The organism is Neptunicoccus cionae (genome assembly GCF_014643735.1).
Lineage (GTDB): Bacteria > Pseudomonadota > Alphaproteobacteria > Rhodobacterales > Rhodobacteraceae > Amylibacter > Amylibacter cionae.
Genome location: NZ_BMKA01000002.1, coordinates 616,204 through 634,085, shown reverse-complemented (window position 1 = coordinate 634,085; position 17,882 = coordinate 616,204). Strand labels below are relative to the sequence as shown.

General features: G+C 57.4%; 16 protein-coding genes and 1 tRNA gene. 7 read left to right on the top strand and 10 right to left on the bottom strand.

The window, feature by feature from the left end; all coding sequences use genetic code 11:
* Positions 1 to 190 precede the first annotated feature (190 nt).
* Positions 191 to 1,927: a sensor histidine kinase gene (locus tag IEX10_RS08355; RefSeq protein ID WP_188673264.1), complete on the top strand. Its 1,737-nt coding sequence runs from the start codon at positions 191 to 193 to the stop codon at positions 1,925 to 1,927.
* The gene (locus tag IEX10_RS08350; protein WP_188673262.1) at positions 1,924 to 3,135 is read left to right on the top strand and encodes a sigma-54-dependent transcriptional regulator; all 1,212 of its coding nucleotides are present in this window, start codon (positions 1,924 to 1,926) and stop codon (positions 3,133 to 3,135) included. The genes IEX10_RS08355 and IEX10_RS08350 overlap by 4 nt, the downstream gene beginning before the upstream one ends.
* Here the strand turns inward: IEX10_RS08350 and IEX10_RS08345 are convergent.
* The 5 genes from IEX10_RS08345 to IEX10_RS08325 all read right to left on the bottom strand — a co-directional run bounded on the left by IEX10_RS08345 (position 3,119) and on the right by IEX10_RS08325 (position 7,987).
* Positions 3,119 to 4,051, bottom strand: coding sequence for a Csu type fimbrial protein (locus IEX10_RS08345; protein WP_188673260.1), 933 nt, complete (start codon positions 4,049 to 4,051; stop codon positions 3,119 to 3,121). The two genes, IEX10_RS08350 and IEX10_RS08345, sit on opposite strands and share 17 nt — an antisense overlap.
* Positions 4,051 to 6,414 (bottom strand): fimbria/pilus outer membrane usher protein, encoded by a 2,364-nt coding sequence (locus IEX10_RS08340; RefSeq protein WP_188673259.1) that lies wholly within the window; start codon positions 6,412 to 6,414, stop codon positions 4,051 to 4,053. The genes IEX10_RS08345 and IEX10_RS08340 overlap by 1 nt, the downstream gene beginning before the upstream one ends.
* Positions 6,415 to 6,529: 115 nt before the next feature.
* Positions 6,530 to 6,955: a fimbrial biogenesis chaperone gene (locus tag IEX10_RS08335; RefSeq protein ID WP_188673257.1), complete on the bottom strand. Its 426-nt coding sequence runs from the start codon at positions 6,953 to 6,955 to the stop codon at positions 6,530 to 6,532.
* A 35-nt stretch (positions 6,956 to 6,990) separates the two neighbouring features.
* The gene (locus IEX10_RS08330) at positions 6,991 to 7,485 is read right to left on the bottom strand and encodes a Csu type fimbrial protein (RefSeq protein WP_188673255.1); all 495 of its coding nucleotides are present in this window, start codon (positions 7,483 to 7,485) and stop codon (positions 6,991 to 6,993) included.
* Positions 7,486 to 7,911: 426 nt separating this feature from the next.
* Positions 7,912 to 7,987: transfer RNA gene (locus IEX10_RS08325), tRNA-Lys, on the bottom strand.
* Positions 7,988 to 8,097: 110 nt separating this feature from the next.
* Here IEX10_RS08325 and dapF point away from each other — a divergent pair.
* The 5 genes from dapF (at position 8,098) to IEX10_RS08300 (ending at position 12,260) form a co-directional block, all read left to right on the top strand.
* Entirely contained in the window at positions 8,098 to 8,940 is an 843-nt protein-coding gene (gene dapF, locus IEX10_RS08320) for a diaminopimelate epimerase (RefSeq protein WP_229678476.1), read from the top strand.
* Complete coding sequence (mtaB, locus tag IEX10_RS08315; RefSeq protein ID WP_188673253.1) at positions 8,937 to 10,202, top strand: tRNA (N(6)-L-threonylcarbamoyladenosine(37)-C(2))-methylthiotransferase MtaB; 1,266 nt, start codon at positions 8,937 to 8,939, stop codon at positions 10,200 to 10,202. Before dapF ends, mtaB begins: the two co-directional genes overlap by 4 nt.
* Positions 10,203 to 10,254: 52 nt before the next feature.
* Complete coding sequence (locus IEX10_RS08310; RefSeq protein ID WP_188673250.1) at positions 10,255 to 10,890, top strand: glutathione S-transferase; 636 nt, start codon at positions 10,255 to 10,257, stop codon at positions 10,888 to 10,890.
* Positions 10,891 to 10,907: 17 nt separating this feature from the next.
* Positions 10,908 to 11,531 carry an FMN-binding negative transcriptional regulator gene (locus tag IEX10_RS08305; RefSeq protein ID WP_188673247.1) on the top strand — a complete coding sequence of 208 codons (624 nt, stop codon included), beginning with the start codon at positions 10,908 to 10,910 and terminating at the stop codon, positions 11,529 to 11,531.
* Between the two features lie 126 nt (positions 11,532 to 11,657).
* A complete protein-coding gene (locus tag IEX10_RS08300) occupies positions 11,658 to 12,260 on the top strand; it encodes a glutathione S-transferase family protein (protein ID WP_188673244.1) in 603 nt (200 codons plus the stop codon).
* Positions 12,261 to 12,330: 70 nt separating this feature from the next.
* Here IEX10_RS08300 and IEX10_RS08295 read toward each other — a convergent pair whose 3' ends face one another.
* The 5 genes from IEX10_RS08295 to IEX10_RS08275 form a co-directional block, all read right to left on the bottom strand.
* A complete protein-coding gene (locus tag IEX10_RS08295) occupies positions 12,331 to 13,122 on the bottom strand; it encodes a cytochrome c1 (protein ID WP_188673241.1) in 792 nt (263 codons plus the stop codon).
* 20 nt (positions 13,123 to 13,142) lie between these two features.
* On the bottom strand, positions 13,143 to 14,441 hold the full coding sequence (locus tag IEX10_RS08290; RefSeq protein WP_188673238.1) for a cytochrome b: 1,299 nt from the start codon (positions 14,439 to 14,441) through the stop codon (positions 13,143 to 13,145).
* A gap of 12 nt (positions 14,442 to 14,453) precedes the next feature.
* Positions 14,454 to 15,008, bottom strand: a complete 555-nt coding sequence (petA, locus tag IEX10_RS08285; RefSeq protein ID WP_188673235.1) for a ubiquinol-cytochrome c reductase iron-sulfur subunit — start codon at positions 15,006 to 15,008, stop codon at positions 14,454 to 14,456.
* A 347-nt stretch (positions 15,009 to 15,355) separates the two neighbouring features.
* Complete coding sequence (locus IEX10_RS08280; protein ID WP_188673232.1) at positions 15,356 to 16,501, bottom strand: iron-containing alcohol dehydrogenase; 1,146 nt, start codon at positions 16,499 to 16,501, stop codon at positions 15,356 to 15,358.
* A 4-nt stretch (positions 16,502 to 16,505) separates the two neighbouring features.
* Positions 16,506 to 17,879, bottom strand: coding sequence for an aldehyde dehydrogenase family protein (locus IEX10_RS08275; RefSeq protein ID WP_188673229.1), 1,374 nt, complete (start codon positions 17,877 to 17,879; stop codon positions 16,506 to 16,508).
* Between the last annotated feature and the right edge of the window lie 3 nt (positions 17,880 to 17,882).

Genomic DNA, 17,882 nt, shown 5'->3' with positions numbered 1-17,882 from the left:
CGGATGTTTGCGCAAAGGTTTTTTTTAGTACCTGAAAAATGTTTTATTTTTAGGGGGTTGCGAATTAACGCTTTGACTGTCTGTGGATTTGTGCGAAATTTCGGACAGCCTCGCGCTGCGCCGGTTTTACCGTGCGGCGCGTCAGGGGTGGCGATTCATCAACCTGTAAACGCCAATCAAGAGGTCCGCTTTGAGACGATTATTTCCGGTGCTGGCGTTCTGCGTCGTCGCGGTCCTTGTGGCGGCTGGCGTGTTTACGCTGGCTTACCGTGCGAACCTGAACCAACTGTCGCGCACGGGGGCGGTGCAGCTTGATCAGGCATCGGACCGCGTGCTGGCGCAATTGGCGCGGTTCCAGCAACTGCCCAACCTTCTGGCCCGCCATCCGGTGGTTGTGGGCGTGCTGACGGGCGAGACCGATCCGGCGCGGGCCCATGACTTTCTGGAGACAACCGCGCTGACGGTCGGCGCTGAGGAAATCCTTGTGCTCGATCAAGCGGGAAGGGTGCTCGCCGCCTCCGATCTGGAGGAAAACGGCGCGCGGGTCGGGGATGATCTTGGCCAGACCGCCCATGTGCGCCGTGCGTTGACGGGCGGGCTTGGCGTGGATCATGCGTTTGAACCCAAAGACGGCGGACGGGACTTTTTCTTTGCCCGTGGCATCATTAACGGCACGGCACCGCCCAGCGGCGTGGTGGTCGTGCGCGCAGATGTCGAACAGCTGGAGTTCGAGTGGGAAGTGGATGAAACCGTTGTGGCGTTTCTGGACGCTTACAATGTGGTCTTTCTGTCCAACCGCGTAGAACTAGTGTTGCGCCGTGACGGGCAGGGAGAGTTTCCGCCGTCGGCTGCGCGGATATACCCCCGCTCCGTGGTGCATCCCTTTTACGACTACAAGGAAAACAACTGGTTCGGGCACCGGTTGCAGCGCTTTGGCACGACTGGCGTGATGCCGGAACAGGCGATGGTGCTGTCGGAGTTCCTGCCCCGACTGGATTTGACCACGCGGGTGTATCTGAACGTGAAAGATGCAGCCCAGAACGCCCGTGTGCTCGGGTATCTGGCGTTGGCGATCATGGGATTAATCGGCGCGGGGTTGATCGCGCTTGGCCAGCGGCGGCGCAGGCTGGCAGAACGGTTGGTGGTTGAGGCTGCCGCCAACGCGCGGTTGGAGGCGCGGGTGGAAGAACGCACCGCTCAGTTGCGACAGGCGCAGGACCAACTGGTGCAGGCGGGCAAGCTGACGGCGCTTGGCCAAATGTCAGCGGGGATCAGCCACGAAGTGAATCAGCCGCTCGCCGCGATCCGCAATTTCGCCGCCAACGGGATCAAGCTGATCGAACGGGATCGTGTGCCAGAGGCGCAGGACAATCTGGACCAAATCACCGTGCAGGTGGACCGGATCAACCGGATTATCAAGAACCTGCGCGGCTTTGCCCGTAACGAATCCGAACCTGTGGAGCCAGTTGATCTGGTCGCTGTGGTGCAGGACGCCCTGAGGCTGGCAGAACGGCGTTTACGCGATGAAGGCATAACGGTCGCGCTTGATCTGCCGGAACATCCGGTGATGGTCTCGGGTGGTCCGGTGCGCTTGCAGCAGGTCATCGTGAACCTGATGGGCAACGCGATGGATGCCATGCGTGACCAGCCCAAAAAACACCTGTCGCTGAAAATTGATCCCGATGACGGCAGTGATCGGGTGCGCCTGAAGGTGGCAGATAGCGGCACCGGACTGAAAGAACCGGACCGTGTGTTTGAACCGTTTTACACCACCAAAGATGTGGGCGCGAGCAAGGGGCTCGGGTTGGGCCTTTCGATTTCCTACGGGATCGTCGGCACCTTTGGCGGAGAGCTGAGCTGCCGGAACCGCCCAGAAGGCGGGGCGGAATTTTGTGTGGAATTAAAAAAGGCTGAGGGGGCGGGATGAAACGTCAGGTTCTGTTGATCGAGGACGACGATGCGCTGCGGGCCTCTTTGGCGCAGACGTTGGATCTGGAGGGGATTGATGTGATCTCTACCGCCCATTTTGTGCAAGCCCGTCGCACTCTGCGCGCTAACTTCGCCGGCGTGGTCCTGACGGATATTCGCATGCCTGATAAGGACGGGTTCGAAATTCTTGCGCTCGCCCAAAGCATCGACGCGGATTTGCCAGTGGTGATGCTGACCGGCGAAGGTGATGTGCCGATGGCCATTCGCGCGATGAAAGAGGGGGCTTACGACTTTCTGGAAAAACCGTGTGAAACCTCCCATCTAGTAGGCGTTCTAAACCGTGCGCTCGCGCACCGCGAACTGGTTCTGCACACGCGGCGGATGGAACAGAAAATGCGCCGCAGCGATCCGGCCTCGGTGCATTTTCCAGGCGACAGCCCCGCAAGCCGTGATTTCCGCGAAGCGCTGCGCCGTGCGGCGGACAGTGGCCGCCACATCTTGCTGATCGGGCCGGAAGGGGCGGGCAAAAAACTGGCCGCACACACGATTTTTGCTATGTCCGAGGGGCGCGATTCCTTTGTGCTGGTGCGCACGCCGGAAATTGATCCGGAGGGATTTGTGATTGAGCAGGGCGCGGTGGATCTGTCGGTGAAACGGGTGCATCTGGCCTCTGGTAGCCAGCTGGACTGTGTAATCTCTCAGGTGGAACAACGCCCCGAATTGCGGTTCATCGGGTCCGCCGAATATGCGGTTCCCGAGGTGGCGGACCGGTTGAACTGTATCACCGTGGCGGTGCCTGATCTGGCGGCACGGCGTAACGATCTCGGGGTGATCTTTGAGGTGCTCTTGCGTCATGCGGTGCGCTACGCCAATGCCGAAATGCCGGATATCCCCGCTGCCACGCTGGCAGAGATCAAGGCGCGGGAGTGGCCCGGCAATCTGGCAGAGCTGCGCGACTATGCGAACAGATTTATGGACGATCCCCAAGACGGCGCTTTGGCCAGCCGCACGCTGGCGGCGCAGATGGAGGCGCATGAAAGGCTGGTTCTGGAAACCACGCTTCGTAACTTTCAGGGTAAGGCCGCGGTGGCTGCCGAATACCTTGGCCTGCCGCGAAAGACACTTTACGACCGTTTAGCGCGTCATGGGTTGCGTCCGCGGGATTACCAAGGCGGGGCCGAAAACCGCCCTAATAGTTCACTGTAACCACAACACTGTCGGAGTAGGTACCGTAATAGGCGGATTGACCCGCAGGGATGCGGCCGTAAATCGTGAAGGACTGGTTTGCGCCGATGCCTGTGGAATCCACATCGTTTGTCGCCAAAGCCCCCCAAGGTGCCGAGCGGGCAACATCACGGTAAAGCCCGTAGCTTAATTCATAACTGCTATTTTTCATCCGCCGGTCCGCCGGACCGCTGCCCCCGTTCAATCCCTGATCTAAAGTAACCGAATAATTGGTGCTGTTGGTGCAGCGCACGTTTACGGTTGCTGTTTCGTCGACAGCAGTTGCCATTGGTGTGGGCAAGCTGCCGAAATCCATCGCCGTCACATCAAGCTCGCAGCTTGGCACCACTTCGGCGGCGACTTCGAACTCAGGAATATCCACTTCGGTCCCGAGCAACCCGCAGGACAAAAGACCATAGGTGATCGACGCATCCGATACGCCGGAAAAGACGGAGGAATAGGCGCCGGTGTCCACAGCGACGCTGTTGGAAGTGATGCTGGCATAGATCGGGATGCTAACCGTCGCGCTGCCTAGCACAACGGGAATATTAACGTAGACCTCGTTCCAGGTTCCGTTGGTTGCGCTGCTTCCGATCGGGCGTAGTTCATAGTTCAGGTTCCCACCCAAGCCATTGCGCATGTACCGGGGGGAATTGCTTGAAGCGGCACCACCACCGCCCGGACCGATCTTGATACAAACACCGATCAGCGCGCCGACGACACCGCTACAGGTGATATTTACAGAACCGGACGTTTCGTTCGCAGCGCCTGCACGCACAGAGATCGATCCAAAGTTAATGTCCGAGATTGCAGCGCTGCAAGTCGCGGCATTGGCGGTGGTTGTCTGGAGTAAGAGCCCGACCAGTAGCGCTAAGGTTTTCATGTTGAAACGCAGCATCATTGACACCTGAACGGACCGAGCGACTGTTGCACCGCATCGGTGGGTTGATAGTCAAAGGCAACGGTGCAATCGCGCCCTTCGGTCGTGACGCGCAGTCTGTTACTGGATTTGATGTTTTCGACCCAGACCAGCCCGTCGTAGCCAACGTAATACTCGGATTTTGACCCGTTCAGATAGGCTGCGGACCCAGCAGTCACGTAACGGCCTGCTTGATCGACCAACGTGATCAGCGCCGCGTCACCCCCACCACTGGCAAAACTGACCAAAGTGCCCGAGCGTCGGGCCGGAACCACTTCCATAGCGGAGGCATTGAGCACTGCATCTTGGGGCAGGTGCTCTGTGTCCACAGAAACGCGGTTGCGCCGGTACGACGCCAGTCCCGTTACCAGCGCCCGACCGAAGCGACCGGTTTTTGTCACCGGACGGTTCTGCAGGTTTACATCCACATTCGGCACGCCAACATCGACGATGGCGAAACTGTCGTTGATGACATTGCCTGCAGCCACTTTCCCGTCTGCCAGTACCAAAGAGCCTTCGGCGGTAAACCGTGCAAAATCAGAGGAGCCGGTTCGGAAAAGCTCTCCGCTGACCTTGGCGAACCGTGTTCTGTAGGATCCGCGCACATTGGCAAACCGGTTGTCGCCGTTGTCGTCGATCTGGGCCTGATACCCGTAATCGCCCACACGGTCGCCAAGCGGACGTGACAGGGAAACTGCCATGTTCAGGTCGCCATCGGAATCGCTGACAGCAGAGGTGCGGATCTGGTTCTTTTTGTGCAGCGGCATGGCGAAATTTATCGCAAGCCGCGTCCTATCGTTTTTAACGTTATGGGACCCGAATAGACTGATCGAACTGTCGTTGAAATCCAGACTGCGGGCGTAAGACGCGGACACAATCAGATCCTCCGAACTGGCCCGTTCCGAACGCACGAGGCTTAGCCCGATGTCTTGATCCGTGTTGAACAAAGGCATGCCAAGAGACAGCACTTCGCTTGCGATCGGGAACTCCAGCAGCGAAGCCCCTGTGGCGATGGTGCTTGCGCCCAGATAATCAACTCCTGTGGCATAGGCCAGATCCGCAAACCCCGGTTCAGAGCGCAAAACGTTAAGGTGCACGTCCACGTTGCGAATTTTCGTACGCAGGCTGGTCTGGGCAAAGGCGGCGGTGTTGTTTTTGTACCGGCTTAGTCCTGCGGACAGGCTGAACTCTGCCAGATCGAAAGGAACCGTGGTAAACCCGATCCCCCCCATGATCAGATCGCTTTTACCTTCCAGATGGGCTTCGAGGGTCAGTTTTTGGTTCAGCCCGTATTTGAAACTGCCGGAATATGCAGTGTCTGACGAGTATTCGTTGCTTTGCAAGCCATAAGCTTCCCGCGGTTTTCCCACTTCTACAGAAAAGTCGAAAGTGCCTGCCTTAAGGAGGTTCTGCGCCGCAAAAAAAGAGATTTCCTGCAGGCGTTCGTTGCCGTTTGCATCGCGGATGACCACTACGGCATCACCGGAGCCGGTAAAGAAGGGCACATCCTCTAACCGGAAGCGTCCCTGATCCACCGTGCCTGAATACGCACGGTTGTTTTCAATGAATACATCGACGGTGGACGGCACAGCTGCGGCGCCTTCGAAAGAGAAAAGCTGCTCTGTGACAATATCGGACCGCAGGCTAAAGTCGCGGCGGAACTGGATGCCGCCCATCCGGATCGGGCGGCTCCATGATACCGAGGAACTTTGCAAATCGCCGAATGACAGGCTGAGTGCGTGTTTGGTGTTGTTGAATTCCAATTTGGTTTCCTGCCGAATGAAATCTGGCGTGCCAAGCGAACCGCCGGGCGAATTGAAAAAGCCGGAACTGGACAGGGCGCCGAAGGGGGCAAAGACCCAACCGTTTAACGACCCGGAATACCCCCTGAAGTGCATACCGGAACCGCTGGAGTTCGGGCCCAGATTTGCGGTTAAGGCATAGTTTACCACTGCACCAAAGCTGCGTTCGGGCGCTATCATCTCGGGTTTGCGGCGGGCGGAAGACACGATTGGCAACAGCGATCTGAATGGCGCACTTATGTAGATGGCTTGCGCTTCCATGTTGTACCGGAAGGTCAGGCCTTCGATGGTGTCAAGGTAAACAGTCTTGGACACACCAAGCGGAGGGCGGATGCCGATCTCTTCCAGTTCCGAACGGGGAGAGGAGAAACGGTTGTCGGTGTGATGGGTGAACTCTGCGATAAGTTGGGTGGTCTTGCTGTTAACATAGACCTCAAGAAACAGAGGAGTGTCCTGTACCGGCGGCACCAGTTCGTAAGGGGCTTTGGACGCACTGATCTCTGCTGACACTTCGATGTCCGCTGAAATCTGCTGGGTCATTGCAAAGCCCCCTGAAAAACTCAGGGCTACGCCGGTCAGTAACAATTTACGCAAAAGTTGCATATCGGGGTAAGAGCCATCCTATATTGAGGTGACAAATGGCGTTGTGTTCCGTCTAGGAGGAGAAACACAACGGAAGCGAGTGGCGCACCTGTAGTTTGACCACTTGGCCCTTGGCTTTGCGGTCGGGCAGGCGATCCACAAGCACGCGGTAGCATTCCCGCTTGCGAACGGCGCGCTTCTTGGTCCGCACGATCCGGACTGTCAGTTCTTGTCGGGGTCTGAGCTTGGCCGCAGGTGGACTGATTACCACGTCACGGGTCGCCTTTAGCCGTGACGGATCGCTGCCTTCTTTCCAAGCCATTACGCGCATTTGCAGGACAGAGCTTCCACGGCTGTTGGCTTTAACAGTCAGTGTGGTCTGGCGGGCACCATTGGCAACCTCCAGTTTGGTTGGGGAAACGGACAGCGATTGTGCCGCGACGATCCCCGGCAGAAGCGCGGCAAACGCCCCCGCCAGTATCAGGTTTGATTTTATCATTTTACTGCTCGCTGTTTGCACCGGTTAACCCGGGTTTAATATGTCAAAGTTACGGTGATGGTGTCCGCATAGACGCCCTGTACATAGCTACCTGCCGGAACCTGGCCGTAGACGCTGAAGCTTTGTGGTGCGCCTGCCAATACATTGAATGCATCGCCGAACTGTTCGTCGATTCCCACTTCGGTTGTGTGGCCGCTATCGGTGTGGATGTTGTAAGGCAGATAACCGGAGACGCCGTTGTACATACGGCGCTGTGTACCGTCTTTGTTGACGCTGCCACCCATCGTAAGTGTCAGACCGGTCTTAGCAGTCGTACAGGACACCGTGATTTCACCTGCCACGGTTTCGTTCGTAACTGTTGCGCCGTCTACCGTGCCAAAGCCCAGCCCCGGAGCGGCGGCGATAATGCAGGTATCGTCCACAGTTGCGGAGACTGCAAGAACTGCTGATTTTGTAGCAGAGACCACCGGTGATGCCACAATTGCCAGGCCGACTGTTGCTGCGCTAATGAATTTGTTAAAACGTTTCATCATTTTTCCCTTTACTTAGTCACACTCGGCGTCAGTTGGGTATTGATCTTAAATTGATATTCTTGACGCCAAATTTGTTGTTCACCCCCTTAAAATATTGATTGAATTTGTTGACAGTGTGTTTTTGAAACGGATCAACGTGTGACTGAGGCGCAAAATCATAACGTATTAAAATAGAATAAAATTTCGCCAATGCATCCTTGGGTTGCATTTTTATCGTGCAGAAATGCCACACTGAATTGACATAATTTGGTCACTTTTCCTTCCAAATTGTCGATATTTTTTTGACCCGCGCGTTGCGGAGTGGGAATCGCCAGATTCAAAGCGCAAATTCCGACAGTGGGCACGTGTCTGTGTTCCGTGTTTCGGGCATTGTGGGCTAAAAACCAAAAAGGTCTGGCAATACTGCCAGACCTTTTGGAATTTTGGTGAGCCCTGATGGGTTCGAACCATCGACCTACTGATTAAAAGTCAGTTGCTCTACCAGCTGAGCTAAGGGCCCTCACCGTGCTGTGGGGGCGTCTTAAGGCTGCTGGCGGGCATGGTCAAGAGAGAAATTTCGAAATAATGACACGGCTGGAATGATTGTGCATGAAGGGCTATATGGCGGGGATGAAAATCTTGGACTCACTTGATAACGGGTTGCCGTTTCTGAAGATGCACGGGCTGGGGAATGATTTCGTCATTCTGGATGCACGTAAGGCGGATGTACCCATGACAGCGGCGATGGCGCAGGCCATCGGGCACCGCTATTTTGGTGTGGGCTTTGACCAGCTTGTTGTGCTGGCGGACTGCGATGATGCGGATGTTGATATCACGTTCTGGAACACGGATGGCTCCACCGCGGGGGCGTGTGGTAATGCAACCCGTTGTGTTGCAAGGCTCATTTTGGACGAGACGGGTAAAACCGACCTTACCCTGCGCACCGGACGGGGGCTTTTGTCTGTCACTGAAGCAGGCGGCGGTCTGGTCAGTGTGAACATGGGCCAACCGCAACTGGACTGGCAGGATGTGCCGCTTGCACGGGAAGTGGACCTTGTGGAGCTGCCGATCGAAGGCGCGCCGGGGGCTGCGGGTATGGGCAATCCTCATTGTGTGTTTGTGGTTGAAGATGTCGAATCGCTCGATCTGCACAAGCTTGGCCCGATTTACGAACATCATGAACTTTACCCCGAACGCACCAATGTAGAGTTTCTACAAATCATCGACCGCAACACAATGCGAATGCGCGTGTGGGAGCGGGGCGGGTTGCCGACCCTTGCCTGCGGGTCGGGTGCCTGTGCCAGTGCGGTTGTGGCCCATCGTAAAGGGCTGACCGAACGGAATGTGACGATCAAACTGGACGGTGGCGATCTGCAAATCGACTGGCGCGATGATGGCGTCTGGATGACAGGCCCGACCCAACTGGTGTTTTCCGGTGTGTTATCCACCGATTTTCTGGACAAAATCAAATGAGCAAACCTCCCGTGTTCGCCACTTTCGGCTGTCGGTTGAACACCTATGAAACAGAGGCCATGAAAGAGCTGACCGCTGCGGGCGGTCTGGAAAACGCTGTGGTGGTGAACACCTGCGCTGTGACCGCCGAAGCTGTGCGCCAGTCCAAGCAATCCATTCGCAAGCTGCGCCGCGAACATCCCGAAGCGCGCATCATCGTGACAGGGTGCGCCGCCCAAACCGAACCAGCCACATACTCCGCAATGGATGAGGTGGATCTGGTGATGGGCAACACCGAAAAGATGCAGGCCGAGACCTGGCAGAAGCTGGGGCAGGGCGCGGATTTCATCGGTGAGACCGAAGGCGTGCTGGTGGATGACATCATGTCGGTGAAACAGACTGCCGGACATCTGATCGACGGGTTCGGCAGCCGCAGCCGCGCCTATGTGCAGGTGCAAAACGGCTGTGACCACCGCTGCACTTTCTGCATTATCCCCTATGGTCGTGGCAATTCCCGATCTGTCCCTGCAGGAGTGGTGGTGGAGCAGATCAAACGCCTTGTGACCAGCGGCTATAACGAAGTGGTTCTAACGGGCGTGGACATCACCAGCTGGGGCGATGACTTGCCGGGGAACCCGCCGCTCGGTGATCTGGTACAGCGTATCCTGAAACTGGTGCCGGACCTGCCGCGCCTGCGGATTTCCAGCATCGATTCGGTTGAAGCTGACAGCGCGCTGGTGGATGCCATTGCGGATGAACACCGTTTGATGCCCCATCTGCATCTGTCCTTACAGGCGGGTGACAACATGATTCTGAAGCGGATGAAACGCCGCCATCTGCGCGAGGATGCCATCGCCTTTTGCAGTGATATGCGCAAGGCGCGGCCTGATATTGTTTACGGCGCGGATATTATCGCAGGCTTTCCGACTGAAACCGAAGAGATGTTTGAGAACTCGCTTAAACTGGTCGAGGATTGCGGCCTGACGTGGCTGCATGTGTTTCCATTCTCGCCCCGTCACGGCACTCCGGCCGCGCGGATGCCCCAGCTTGAGAAGAGCGTGATCAAGGCGCGGGCCAAACGTCTGCGCGAGGCCGGAACACAGCGAGTGCAGGACCATTTGGCGGCCCAGCTTGGCAAGACCCATGCGATCCTGATGGAGAACCCGCGTATGGGGCGGACCGAAGGCTTCACTGAAGTCGTCTTTGATAGTGACCAGCCCGAAGGCCAGATCGTTTCAGCGACAATCACCGGTCACACCGAGAAAACCCTGCTTGCAGGCTAGGGCAGGGCGTATCGGCCTTGACCCTGCCCGCATCGGGCGCTTCATTACCCCCATGACACGACCTATCCTATATTCCTTCCGCCGATGCCCCTATGCCATGCGCGCGCGGCTGTCGATTGTTGCCAGCGGCTTGCAGGTAGAGCTGCGGGAAATCCTGCTCCGTGACAAGGCACCCGCGTTTCTGGCGGCCTCTCCTAAGGGGACAGTGCCGGTGGTGGTCAACGGGGACACTGTGATCGAAGAATCGCTTGATGTGATGGAGTGGGCACTGGGCCAGAGCGACCCGCAGGGTTTGCTCTATGCCGGACCAGAGGCGCGGGAACTGGTGCTGCGTTGCGAGTCCGAGTTCAAGGGCCATCTCGACCGGTTCAAATACGCTGTGCGCTATGACGATGTGGACCGCGAAGAGGAACGCAAACTGGCCTCGGTCTATCTGCGGGAACTGGATCGGCGGCTTGACGGGCAGGAATATCTGTTTGGCGAGCGGATCGGCTTTGCGGATATTGGCATTGCCCCGTTTGTGCGCCAGTTTGCCAATACGGATCGCGCATGGTTTGACGGGCAGGACTGGCCGAACCTGATCCGCTGGCTGGATGGTTTCATCAATAGCGACCGGTTCCAGTCCATCATGAACAAATACCCCAAATGGGAGGAAGGGGATGCCGAAACGCTGTTCCCCGTTTCCTAACCTGAAAGGTCTTAGCAATGCATCCCAATCCGGCTTTTCGTAAAGCGGACCAAGACGCCAATCTCGCCTTCGCACGGCAGCGCAGTTTCGGGGCGTTGGCGGTAAACGGTCCTGATGGGCCTTTGCTGGCGCATATTCCTTTTCAACTGTCCGAAGATGGAACGCGGTTGGAGGCCCATCTGGTGCGCTCCAACCCTGTGTGGCGCTTGCTGCAAGAGGGGTCGCAGCAAGCGGTAATCGCCGTTGGCGGGGCTGACAGCTACATCTCGTCCGACTGGTACGGGATCGACGATCAGGTGCCCACTTGGAATTATGTGGCGGTGCATCTGAGGGGCACATTGCGAGCTTTACCGCAGGAGGAGCTGGAAGGCATACTGCGACGGCTCTCGGCGGCGATGGAGATGCGTCTGGCTCCGAAACCTGTTTGGACCATGGACAAGATGGGCGAAGGCATTGCAGAGCGAATGATGCGGATGATTGCACCCGTTGCGATGGATGTAACGCGGGTAGACGGAACGTGGAAGTTGGGCCAGAACAAGCCCGAAGATGTACGCGTCGCTGCCGCCGGTCAGGTCGCAGATCACGGCCTCGGTCAGGAAATCGGTGCGCTGGCTGGCTTGATGAAAGAGCCGCCCTGCTAGGCACGTTTCCGAAGAACGGTTGACGCAACTGCCGCACTGCGCAAGGCTTAGCCCAAGCAGGCACCGGCCTGTGGGATCAACCCGTGCGAGGGCTGCGGCCCTGTGCACCAAAGGAAAGACTTAGACATGAAATTGCATTGGGCCTCGGCCAGTCCTTTCGCTCGCAAATGCCTCGTTTGTGCAAAAGAGACCGGCGTTGAACTGGAATTGATCGCACGGGGGGGCACGCCCCTGATGACCGACAATATGCCGCTTGAACAAAATCCGCTTGGAAAGATCCCCACACTGGAGCGGGCCGACGGTCCAGCACTTTATGACAGCCGCGTCATCACCCAGTTTATTAACGCGCAGGGCGGCGGCTCGCTGTATCCGGTAGCGCGCAACTGGGAGGTGCTGACGCTGGAAGCAACCGCCGATGGCATCATGGAGGCGGCGATCCTTATGATTTACGAAGGTCGTGTGCGCCCCGAAGAACTGCGTTTTCCGGATTGGGTAGAGGCGCAATGGGCCAAAGTTGAACGGGCGCTGGATGCGCTGGAGGCCCGCTGGCTAAGCCATCTGTCCGGCCCGCTGGATGCGGCCCAGATCGCTGTCGGCTGTGCGCTGGCCTATCTTGATTTCCGTCACGGGAACCGCGACTGGCGCAAGGGTCGCGACGGGCTGGCCGCATGGGAAGCAGAGTTTGCCAAGCGCGAGTCGATGGTAGAAACGATGCCAAAAGACGCTTAAGCCGGCCACGAATTCAAACAAAAAAAGGGCGGGGAAATCCCCGCCCTTTTTCTATCTGTGGTCAGCCCGATCAGACCGTCTTTTCTTTGCGCTTGATCGGCGCCCAGAGTTTTTTGTTGGTCAGGTACAGCAGCACCGCCAGCAGGCCGAGGAAGAACAAGGACACAAAGCCCAGCCATTTCCGTGCCATCATCTTGGGTTCTGCAGCCCACATCAGGAAGGCGGCAACGTCCTCGGACATATGTTGCGTGTCGTTCTGATGACCGTCTGCAAATTCCAGCAGGCCGTCTTCCAGGGGTGGCCCCATAGAAATCCAGCCACCCGGGAAGGCGGTGTTTTCATAGAGCGTCACGCCGGCTTGGGTTTTCTCTTCGCCGGTGTAGCCGGTCAGGACCGCCACGATGTATTCAGGGCCCCCGATGCCGTAGAGCAGCTGGTTGATCCCAAGACCGGACGGGCCGTGAAAACCGGCACGTGCTTTGGCCATCAGGGACAGATCCGGTGCGCCAACAGCAGTGTTCGCTGGGAACTTGTCCGAAGGAATGGCAGAGCGGGTGTCGTCCAGTTCCGGATCAAACACGTCATAGTTGGACGCATAGGCTTTGACCTGATCTTCAGAATAGTGAGGACCACCCTCATCCGCCAGTGTGCGGAACGCCACCTGACGTAGGCCGTGACAAGCTGCGCAGACTTCGGTGTAAACCTGAAGGCCCCGTTGCAGCTGGTTCTGGTCGAACTTGCCGAACGGACCATCAAACGAGAACGGGATGTTCTCGATGTGGCCGCCACTGTCGCCAGCGGCAAAGGCTGCGCCGCTGGACAGGCCAAATGCGACAGCGATGGAAAGAAGTATCTTTTTCATTTTGTCTCTCCTTAGCTCTCTTATTCGGCCGCAGACGCTTTGGCGTCTTTTGGCGGATAATGGGCATCGAAATCAGCTTCGATGGTTTCAGGTTGTGGCAGCGGTTTTTCCAGAACACCCAGCAGTGGCAGGATGACGAGGAAATATGCGAACCAGTAGATTGCACCGATCAGGGAGATGACTGGGATCAGGCCTTCGGCAGGCTGGGAGCCACACCACATCAGAACCATGAAATCCAGACCCAGAACCCAGAACCACCACTTGAAGGATGGACGGTAGCGGCCGGAGCGGACCGAAGATGTATCGGTCCAAGGGGCCAGCGCCATCACAGCGATGGAGCCGAACATGGCCAGCACGCCAAGGAACTTCGCATCAAGGAACAGCACGTCAAAGGTGATCGCCCGCAGGATAGCGTAGAACGGCAGGTAGTACCATTCCGGAACGATGTGGGCCGGAGTGACCAGCGGGTTTGCCTCGATGTAGTTGTCAGGGTGGCCAAGGTAGTTTGGCATGAAGCCGACAACAGCCATGAAGATCGCAAGGATTACAACCAGTGCGAACAGATCTTTGATCACAAAGTAAGGCCAGAACGGAACTGTGTCTTTCTCGGCATCCGCTTTGGATGTGCGACGAACTTCAACACCTGTGGGGTTGTTGTTGCCTGTGGTGTGGAACGCCCAGATATGGACGATAACCAGACCGGCAATCACGAACGGCAGCAGGTAGTGCAGCGAGAAGAAGCGGTTCAGCGTGGCGTTATCCACCGAAGGCCCGCCCAGCAGCCAAGTTTGCAGGATCTCACCAACGCCAGGGATCGCGCCGAACAGGCCGGTGATCACAGTAGCACCCCAGAAGGACATTTGACCCCAAGGCAGAACGTAGCCAAGGAAACCGGTTGCCATCATCAGCAGGTAAATCAGCATACCGATGATCCAGGTGATCTCACGTGGGGCCTTGTAAGAACCATAGTAGAGACCACGGAATATGTGGGCGTAGACCGCGATAAAGAACAGGGACGCGCCGTTGGCGTGCATATAACGCAGCGCCCAGCCGCCGTTCACATTGCGCATGATGTGTTCAACAGAGTCAAACGCCATGTCAACGTGCGGGGTGTAGTGCATCACCAGCACGATGCCGGTCACGATTTGCAGTGCCAGACAGAATGTCAGGATAATGCCCCAGATCCACATCCAGTTGAGGTTCTTTGGGGTTGGGATCATCAGAGTATCATACAGCAGGCCAACTACAGGCAGCCGCTTGTGAACCCATTTTTCGATGCCGGTTTTCGGCTCGTAGTGATCGTGTGGAATTCCAGCCATGATCTTTTCTCCTTAACCGAGCTTCAGCGTAGTGCCGTCAAGAACGGCAGTTGGAACAGGCAGGTTTTCCGGTGCCGGACCTTTGCGGATACGACCGGCGGTGTCGTAGTGGGACCCGTGGCAAGGGCAGAACCAGCCGCCAAAGTCACCTGCATCGCCCAGTGGCACACAGCCAAGGTGGGTACAGACGCCCATCATCACCAGCCATTCGCCGGCTTCGTCCAGTGTGCGGTTTTCATCCGCAGCATCCAGACCTGGGTTGTTGGCGTTCCGGTCCTGATTGTCAGGAAGCTCCGACAGATCCACGGAACGGGCCGCTTCGATTTCTTCCGGTGTACGACGGCGGATAAACACCGGTTTACCGCGCCATTTGACCGTAAGTTGTGTGCCGGGTTCAATATCGGCTACATCAACCTCGATCGACGCGAGTGCTTGTACATCCGCGCTGGGGTTCATTTGATTGATCAACGGCCAAACCGCGGCACCAACGGTGACCGCGCCTGTTGTTGCCGTTGCAACATACAGAAAATCGCGGCGAGTGCCTGCGGGTTCATCAGCATGAGACACGTGCTTTTCTCCTTGCCAGGCCCGACTGTCCGGCGGGCTTGTTAACTGGGTCTGTCCAAAAGGGATTCCAGACAGTCACGGCGGGTATTACACATAGCTTTAGCGCTCGTCTAGCGGACTTTAGGCCGCAGAGCGCGACTCTTGGGCGCTGTGTCGGATGTGGCAACATTTTTTCAGGGATTTTTCCGGCGCACAATGGCCGTTGGCCGCGATTTTGCGCCGGTTTGGTGGAAAATGCGTCTGAACGCGCAATTTCTGCGCGAGTCGATCTGGGGATGGGGAAAGGATTTTGCAAGTGCGTTGCTCTGGCGCATCAATGTGGCGCGCCAGAGCAACAGGTCAGGGTGTTACAGGCAGGCGTTAAAAAGCGCCGTAACGTTTTCTTTGGTCAGCTCAACCGGATTGCCGCCACAGCTCGGGTCGGTCAGGGCAGATGCGACCAAGGCGTCGACGTCGGGATCTGTCACGCCCAGTTCTGTCAGGTTTGCCGGAATCCCGAGCGAAGCATTCAGCGCGCCGACGAAATCGTAAAATCCGTCAAAACCGCCTTTAATGCCCAGATACGCGGCCGCTTGGGTCAGACGCTCTTCTACTTCGGGGCGGTTCAGCTTCAGAACAGCCTGCATCACAACAGCATTGGTGGTGCCGTGGTGGGTGTGGTGCACCGCGCCAATCGGATGGGACATGGCATGGATCGCGCCAAGACCCTTTTGAAAGGCAGTGGCCCCCATCGCAGCGGCAGACATCATATGGGCGCGGGCCTCAATATCGGTGCCGTCATTAAAGGCGCGGGGCAGGTATTCTTTGACCAGCCGCATCCCTTCCAGCGCCATGCCTTGTGACATGGGGTGGTAATGGGGGGAACAGAATGCCTCTAGGCAGTGGGCAAAAGCGTCCATGCCAGTGCCTGCGGTGATCATCGGTGGCATGCCAACGGTCAGTTCGGGATCGCAGATCACAACTTCGGGCAGGAACTTTGGATGGAAGATGATTTTCTTCTCGTGGGTTTCGCTGTTAGTGATCACAGACGCACGGCCCACTTCGGAACCGGTGCCTGCGGTGGTCGGAACCGCCACAATCGGGGCGATTCCATTCGGATCGGCGCGGGTCCACCAATCCCCAATATCTTCAAAATCCCAGATCGGGCGGGACTGGCCGGACATGAAAGCAACGAGTTTGCCCAGATCAAGGCCGGAGCCGCCGCCAAAAGCGATCACACCGTCATGTCCACCTTCGCGGAACATTTTGATACCGGCTTCGGCGTTCACTTCAGTCGGATTCGGGTCCACATCCGAGAACATCGCGCGGCCAAGACCTGCGGCGTCCATCAGATCCAGCGTAGACTGGGTGATCGGCAGGTAGGACAGGCCTTTGTCTGTCACCAGTAGCGGTTTTTTGATGCCCGCAGCGGCACAAGCATCGGCGAGTTCGGAGATTCGGCCAGCGCCGAAACGGATTGCGGTCGGATAGGACCAGTTTGCAGTCAAAGACATCGGATCAAGCCTTCTTCATGTGGTAGGATTTGGGTCGGGTGAGGTTGTGATAGCCGATCACGGACAGGCCACCGCCGCGCCCTGTATCCTTGCAGCCGGTCCAGCACAAGCCGGGATCAAGGTAGTCGGCGCGGTTCATAAACACGGTGCCTGTTTCGATCCGGTCGGCAATCGCCTCGGCGCGGTCGGCGTCCTGTGTCCACAAGGATGCAGTCAGGCCGAAATCGCTGTCATTCATCAGGGCAATCGCCTCTTCATCGTCCTTAACGGACATGATGCCGACAACCGGACCAAAGCTTTCTTCACGCATCACGCGCATGTCGTGGGTCACATCGGTCAGGATTTGGGGCATCAGATAGGCGCCGCCGTCCTCGGGGAAATCCGCAGGGTCGATATGCGCCTTGGCACCAGCAGCAACGGCTTCGGCGGTCTGTGCGCGGACCTCATCCGCGAAACGGACATGGGCCATCGGACCGATTGTGGTTGCTTCGTCCAGCGGATTGCCCAGCTTGTAGCCCTTAACAATCGCCACGGCTTTTTCCACAAAGGCATCGAACAGGGATTCATGCACATAAATCCGTTCAATTCCGCAGCAGCACTGGCCCGAATTGAACATCGCGCCGTCAATAAGCGTATCCACGGCGGCATCCAGATTGGCGTCTTCCATCACATAGCCCGGGTCTTTGCCACCCAGTTCCAGCCCGATGCCGGTGAACGTGCCAGCCGCCGCCTGTTCCATCGCCTTGCCGCCCCCGACAGAGCCTGTGAAGTTCACAAAGCCAAATGCGCGGTCTGAAATCAGGTCAGAAGTCGTGCCGTGATCCAGAAACACATTCTGGAACACATCTTCGGGGATGCCAACCGAATGGAAAGCTTTCGCCATACGCTCGCCCACCAGCGGGGTTTGCGAGGCGTGTTTCAGCATCACTGCATTGCCAGCAATCAGGGCAGGGGCAACAGTGTTGATCGCAGTCATATAGGGATAGTTCCACGGCGCAACGATCAGAACCAGCCCGTGTGGTACCCGTTTGATCACGCGACGGAAAGCGTCGGAGTCTTCCACTTCGATCGGAGCGAGCGCCTCAGTCGCGATGCTAGCCATATAGCTGGCACGTTCGTTGAAACCACCGAATTCGCCGCCGTAGCGTACAGGACGGCCCATTTGCCACGCGATTTCGGGAACGATTTCGTCGTTCATCGCACCAACAGCGGCAACACCTGCTTCAACCAGTGCGATCCGGTCGGCAAGCGGTTTGGCAGCCCAGTCAGCTTGTGCAGCCTTGGCCCGCTTCACTGCAGCATCCGCCTCGGCGCGGGTCAGGGTTGGACGTTCGGCATAGACCGACCCGTCAATGGGGGAGATACATTTGATCGTCATGGA